We start from the raw sequence: 6,367 nt of genomic DNA on the forward strand, positions 1-6,367 counted from the left end.
CGTTAGCTTTTGCGATCGCTGACTCCTGGGTTTCTGACAAGATGGTACTTGATGTCCATCTTTTCTTCCACTTTGCTATTGAGTTTTCGGTTACACCAATCTCTTGGGCTAAGGCTACATATTTTTTGCCTTCGTCTAGTCCTAGCAGAATTTTCGCTCTTTTGCTAACTTCATGACTGCTGGTCGCTGCTATGTGCTCTAGTGCTTGCTTTTCAATAGAATTTAATATCTGAAGACGAGGCATCTAAAATTTACCCCTCTTTACTGTACAATTTTGCCAAATGGAATGAAGCCTGATATACTTTTTTTGTAGAGTTCATTTTTTCTAAAGATTCACTCAAAGCCCTGCTGCAAACAGGGCCTTGAGGAAAAAACAACCCCACCTGTTACTAAAACAGGACGGAACTTTGTTTTGTCAATTTAATTATGTAGGGCCATCATATCATGAATTTACCCAGTTTTACAAATCTTTCTTTAGATAGATGTATTTTTCACAGAGACCAGCACCTTAAATACCTTTTAAGTCGTTCTGGTTTTCAATGGGTTGGGAATAATAGTTTCCTATCTGTAAAATTCTCTTCGAGAGTTTTTCTGGTAAGTAATATTTTGCTACTTACAAGATTTAATTATTTTTTAAAATTGTCACTTTTCCCAAGAGATAGAAGTGATACAAGTCTTGCTGGTTAAGATTTTTCTGGTTTCTTGTCGGAATTTTCAAAATTAAACTTATCCTTTTTAGACAATTTGCGAACCGGAGTATAAATATGTCTGAGGTGCAGAATCCGGCAATTGTATATATTTCTCCTGCGGAGTTGGTTGTTCATCCGAAGCTGATAGAAATATATGGTGAGAATGAGAATCGTCCTGCTTTGGAAAAAAGTATCTCTGAAAGAGGGATTATTGAATCTTTGAAGGTATCTGCACGTACTGGTGTAAATGTCGTCCTGGCAGGTAAGTGTCGCTTGCAGATAGCTCGCAAGCTCTTAATTTCCACTGTGAAAGTGGAATTTGTCGAGTCTGGTTCGCCTGAAGAAGATTTGAAACTAGTGCTTGACTTTAATCTCCACCGGGAAGGCGGAAAGACTCATTACCAGAAATTTCACGAGGGGCAATACTGGGAGAGTGTACTTCGTCCCCAAGCGAAAGAAAGACAAAGGGAGAGCGCTCGTCGTTTGAATCAATCGAATGATTCAAATTTGAATCATTCGATAAATGAGAGTAAGTCTCAATTAAAGAAGGGTAAGCCTGTGATTCGAGAGGTTTCGGAGAATCTAAATAGTAGTTATCACAAAGGTAAGAAAGTTTTTGATTTAATTTCTCAATTACGAGAACTGGAAAAATTTAAGGCAGTTATTGCACTGGAGATGGAATTTAACCGAAGTATTGATGCAGCGTACAAGTTTGTTTGTAATCAAGATATCTGTTACCAGGTAATAGACCTTCTGGAGGCTGATGAGATAGGTAGTATAGGTGATGGTATTGCTTGGATGCTGAATGGCGAGCGCAACCCATTTCGGCGTTTCCAGCTTGACCAAGTATATCAATTCAAGAAGAGACTGCGGCCAGAGTTGGAAATTGTGGGACGGGTTATTGGTATAACTAATGAGTTTGTTGTGTTTGGATTGAGGAATTTAGTGAATATGAGCTTAGAAATTGTGAATCTACGTCCGCGACAAATTGATGCAGAATTGCAGGATGAACCATCTGCATCACAGAGGAAGAGAATACTTCACTTAATGCAAAAATTTAGTGATGTTTTCCCAGTTCAAGTGTCTTTAGCGGAGTTGTTGAAACTTCCAAACTTAACTGATAAAGAGGAGGTTTTATTGCGGATGTATGAGTCTGACGTATTTGAAAAAACTTGGGAGGATTATAAGACCCAAATGAAAGCAATGGAAATATCTACAAATAGAAAAAAGGATAAGATTCGTGCTGCGTAGGTAGCTGTCAGCAGTTAATCTAGCAGAGAATTTAAGCTAATCGCTATTCATTTTTTCAGGCTGATTCGCTTGTATTAAAGGCTGCCCTACGGGTTCTGCGAAGCAGTACAGCCCTGGTTTTATGAACTTAAATGCTCATTAGTTTATCCCACAACTTAACGTTACCTAATAGATACCAAAAAAAGTTGGGTAGCCGCATTGTTGTTGGTGAAGCGTGTTGGACTAAATCTTAGCCTAAGCCTACGTATGTCTAAGCCTAAACAAGTATAAACCTTTGTTTGCTTTCAACCACGAGACGATTACCAGTCGTCTCCAACAAGCGGATAACCAACCGCTTAAACATAAAAAATTCAAATTTAGGCTAACACATTTTGACCAACAGCGAGGCTACCTGATGCACAAAAATCATCAGGACAGTCACTCATGTTCCAAGAAAATTTCGGGGCAGATGTTGATAACAAGCCCCAATTAAGCCTTTCACAGCCTTCAAAAAAGAAAATCAAACCCCACCTGCCCGCAGAATCTGTGGGTAAACGCTACGTAGAGCGCTTTTGGCATCCATTTGGGGCGATAGTTGCCCCAAATCAAGCACAAGGTGTAAAACCAGCATGGCGCACTATCGACTATTACCTCCAACCCTCCCAACTCTGGAACCTGCACCAAGACAAGTCGAAACTAGTAGGTCTGCGCTTTAACGACACAACTCGTTACGCCACAATCGATTTAGACCTAGAAGGCGACTATCACAACATTGAATCTATAAATCGCATCAAAGCAGCGCTAGAGAACATCGGCATAGTCGATATCATCATCCTCCAGTCCAGCTTTAGTGGCGGCTATCACCTGATCCTAACCTTTACTTCCCCCTTACCCACCTTTACCCTAGCCTGCGCCCTAGAGATTACCTTGAGAAATGCAGGCTTTATTCTGCGTCAAGGACACCTAGAAATCTTCCCCAACACCAAACCATATAGTGCCAAACAAATAACCAACTACAAAGCCATCCGTTGCCCCATACAACCGGGTAGCGGGTCATTTTTACTTAATGACGACCTGCAACCAATTAGTGACTCAGTTTCTATCTTCCTCGACCATTGCGATCGCGCGGCAAGTCGGCAAGATTTAGCCAAACTCAAACGGGTAGCGAACAAAGCCAAAAAACAAATTTCACGGGAGAGATATCGCAAGCAAGAATCTGCTGACGTTGTACAGTGGCGTGCCAACTGGGAAGAAATCATCACCACAGGCTGGACAGGAAAAGGACAAACAAACACCCTCCTACAAATCTTCGTAGGCTACGGAATCGTCTTTTTAGACTTAGAGAGTGATAAATTAGTCGAATTTTGCCTTACTACCGCAATTAACGCCCCTGGCTACAGCCAATATTGCCGACACCAACACGAAATCGAAGCCAGGGTGAGGCATTGGGTAGAATCCACAATTCGCAACAAATGGTACAGCGCTTACATCAGTTATCCCGAAAGGTTCTTGGGTACATTCGCCAACACCTTTGCAGAAGCCATAGCAGGCATTAAGAGCATTGATAAACCTAAGTACAAAGTGAATCTGAGCAAATTGATATTAATTTTGAAGAATATAATTCTGATAATTCATTAGTTTCTTCAAATATTATACAACTAGCTGAAAACGTTAATGAAAGTACTTCAGATAAGGATTTTAAATACCTTTTTAACCCCAGCGCGGCTGAAACTTACAATAATAAAAACTTATTAATCAATTCTGTCAGTATTCCACCTACTGCATTTACACCTGCAATTGTGTCGCCTGAAACGCCACAAAAAACCGAAGTTAGCGAACAAAGTACACCTTCAAGCGACCCATCAACAACTCTCGCTTTGTCAGAACTGAAGAATCTGACTAAGTTGCGACTCCAAGCAGCATCCCACGCCAAACGTGTAGCTAGAGAGTATTGCCTGATTGCGCGATGCCTGATTGGAGGCAAGGAACGCGAACGTTTGGAGCAGACTGCCAAAATGCAATTTTATATCGATTCAAGTAACAAAACTCTAATTGCAGAAGCTAACGAGTGGGCAGCTGCCAATCCTGGATGCCTACCGTTTTCGTTGGAGTTAGCGTTTCAACAAAGTGAGACGTAATGGCTGAATTTCATAGGTAGGGGTAATTTGGATGCCTATTATATTTAAGACGAATAAAATTGTTTATAGAACATAAATATGAGCAGAGATGCGGAGTTTATTTTAACCTTTTTACCGATGTTTCAGCGCGGCATCAGCAACATTTTCAACCTCGTCTTTCTCAATCTCTTTAGCAAAGATTGGCAACAGCAATTTAATGACTGTGGCGATGGTGAATGTCCCTCTTGTGAGGGTGGTTGTGATAGATAATCATCATGTGTTCGTGAAGATGTTTGTGAGGTTCGCCTACAGCCATCCCCTGATTATGCTCGTGTTGATGGTGTTCATCATGGATGTGTTTGTGTTCATGCACACTAGGATAGTGGAGATGTTCATGGTCATGCGGATGAGGTGAAAGAGTAAGTTTGACTACAACCAACAGCATCAAGCCCACTAAGCTACCGTAAAGAAACTCACGTTCAGCAAAGTTACTTCCTAACCAACCCGCAAGAGGGTAGGAGATTGCCCACCAAAGATGACTCCAGGCAAAGTGTGCGCCATAAACTCGCCCTTGTACACCAGCTGGGATGCGATCTGCAATCAATGTCTGGGTGGGTAAATTTACTAAGTTTTGTCCCGCACCCGCCACCAGCCATAAAAGCATCAATACTGTTAAATTTGCGTAGTTGGCAGGTAACAAAGCCAAGGTGATCAAAGTTGCACCAATCAAAACAAGCGTTGTACGCGGCAAACTTCTATTGAACGTACCAACCGCAACTGCACACAGAGTTGCACCAATACCAAAAGCTGTCATCACCCAGCCATACTGCACTTCTCCCAATTTGAGTGTACTTTGGACATAGCCAACAGTATTTACTAATATTTGCGCTCCAGCAATCGATGCGACTAACTGCATCGCTAGCGCGTAACGAATAGGTGCATCTGTAAGCAGGCGAGTTGTACCATCTTTAATGTCTCCCCATGTTCGGCGTGTTGTCCTTGATGGCTGTTGGCTTTGTGCAACGACGAGCTGACCTGGTAGGGTGAAGATTAAGACTGCCGCGATCGCAAAGCTGAGAGCATCCAAGAAGAAGACTTGTCTTGCACCAATGAAGGCGGCGACACTTCCAGCGATACCGGGGCTAAGTACACCGAGTAATTGGTAAGTAGCGGCCGAAAGAGCGATCGCGCCTGCATAGTCATTCTCACTCGTGACTAATGGAATCGTGGCTTGGTAAGTTGGGGTGAAGAAAGCATTAAAGACGTTCAGCGCGAATATTAATACGTAAACTTGCCAAATCTGCGTCACAAAAGGCAACATACCCACAATTAGCATTCTGAATATATGGGTAACAACCATGATTTTCTTACGATCTAGGCGGTCTGCGATCGCACCTGCAAGAGGAGACAGCAATACAAAAGCAGTGACACGCACAGTCAAAGCTACTGAAAGCACAACCGCAGCATTTTTTCCAGCTAACTCAAAGGCCAGAAGGGCTAAACCCACCCAAGTAAGTGCATCGCCCAATAAACTAGTGGTCTGAGCAGTGTACAGCCTTGCAAATACCGGATTTCTCAAGCTGCGGAAAAATGTCAAGGTATTCATTTATCCGGGGGCATAGTTACACAAGTCTTTTATAGTAAGATTTTAACACTAATGGGGGTAGTGGGCATATTTTTCAAAGCTAGAAAATTGCCTCGCCAAGACCATTTTATTTTCACCACTCTGCTGTTTTCTAGAAGGAGTGTAGTGTTTTTTAGTTATTGCTGTGGTGTTACTGTAGCAACCATCATTGCTCAAAAACTTCTTTTGGTACTTTGACATCCAGAATTCTCAATTGCATTAGCAAACTTTGTACCCGTTTCTAAGTAAACATTGAACCTAATTAATAATTATTAATTCATAATTCAAAAGGGTTTGATTCTTCTGCTCTATATGCAGTCCTGTTTCAGGTGGGGTTTAAATCCCCTTTTTGTTACATAAATTATGAATTTTTAAACTTGAGACTACTTGTTATACCAAGTTTTGCGCCACTGTTTCATTTGGTTAATCTCTGCATCTTGGGCTTTGATAATTTCTTGAGCCAAGTTTTTGATTTCAGGACGCTGAGACTTTTGCAAGGCATCTTTCGCCATAACTACAGCTGATTCATGGTGAGGAATCATCGCGTTAATAAAACGCAGGTCAAATTCTGTATCAGCTGCACCCAAGTCCATGTTCATCATCATGGCTTGCATTTGCTCAGAAGACATCTGCATATCATGACCCATTTTGGCATCATAAGCCATTGGTTTATCTCCCACTTTGGGATACCAGGCTGTACGCCACTG

General features: G+C 41.8%; 7 protein-coding genes. 3 read left to right on the plus strand and 4 right to left on the minus strand.

All coding sequences use genetic code 11. From position 1 onward, the window contains the following. Positions 1–244: helix-turn-helix domain-containing protein (locus tag LC574_RS21140; RefSeq protein ID WP_229455442.1), on the minus strand; the 244-nt coding region annotated here is incomplete at its 3' end. A gap of 520 nt (positions 245–764) precedes the next feature. On the opposite strand from LC574_RS21140, the gene LC574_RS21145 reads away from it, so the two are divergent. From LC574_RS21145 to LC574_RS38535, 3 genes are all read left to right on the plus strand, one after another. Next, entirely contained in the window at positions 765–1,940 is a 1,176-nt protein-coding gene (locus LC574_RS21145; protein ID WP_229455443.1) for a hypothetical protein, read from the plus strand. Positions 1,941–2,363: 423 nt separating this feature from the next. Further along, positions 2,364–3,557: a hypothetical protein gene (locus LC574_RS21150; RefSeq protein WP_306422144.1), complete on the plus strand. Its 1,194-nt coding sequence runs from the start codon at positions 2,364–2,366 to the stop codon at positions 3,555–3,557. A 161-nt stretch (positions 3,558–3,718) separates the two neighbouring features. Beyond that, complete coding sequence (locus LC574_RS38535) at positions 3,719–4,057, plus strand: hypothetical protein (protein ID WP_306422145.1); 339 nt, start codon at positions 3,719–3,721, stop codon at positions 4,055–4,057. Between the two features lie 193 nt (positions 4,058–4,250). Here LC574_RS38535 and LC574_RS21155 read toward each other — a convergent pair whose 3' ends face one another. From LC574_RS21155 to LC574_RS21165, 3 genes are all read right to left on the minus strand, one after another. Next, a complete protein-coding gene (locus tag LC574_RS21155) occupies positions 4,251–5,642 on the minus strand; it encodes an MFS transporter (protein ID WP_229455445.1) in 1,392 nt (463 codons plus the stop codon). 48 nt (positions 5,643–5,690) lie between these two features. Then, the gene (locus LC574_RS21160) at positions 5,691–5,861 is read right to left on the minus strand and encodes a hypothetical protein (RefSeq protein WP_229455447.1); all 171 of its coding nucleotides are present in this window, start codon (positions 5,859–5,861) and stop codon (positions 5,691–5,693) included. Between the two features lie 182 nt (positions 5,862–6,043). Then, the coding region (locus LC574_RS21165) for a DUF305 domain-containing protein (protein ID WP_229455448.1) at positions 6,044–6,367 on the minus strand (324 nt) is incomplete at its 5' end.

It is taken from the genome of Nostoc sp. CHAB 5715, from assembly GCF_020829685.1.
Classification (GTDB): Bacteria; Cyanobacteriota; Cyanobacteriia; order Cyanobacteriales; family Nostocaceae; genus Nostoc.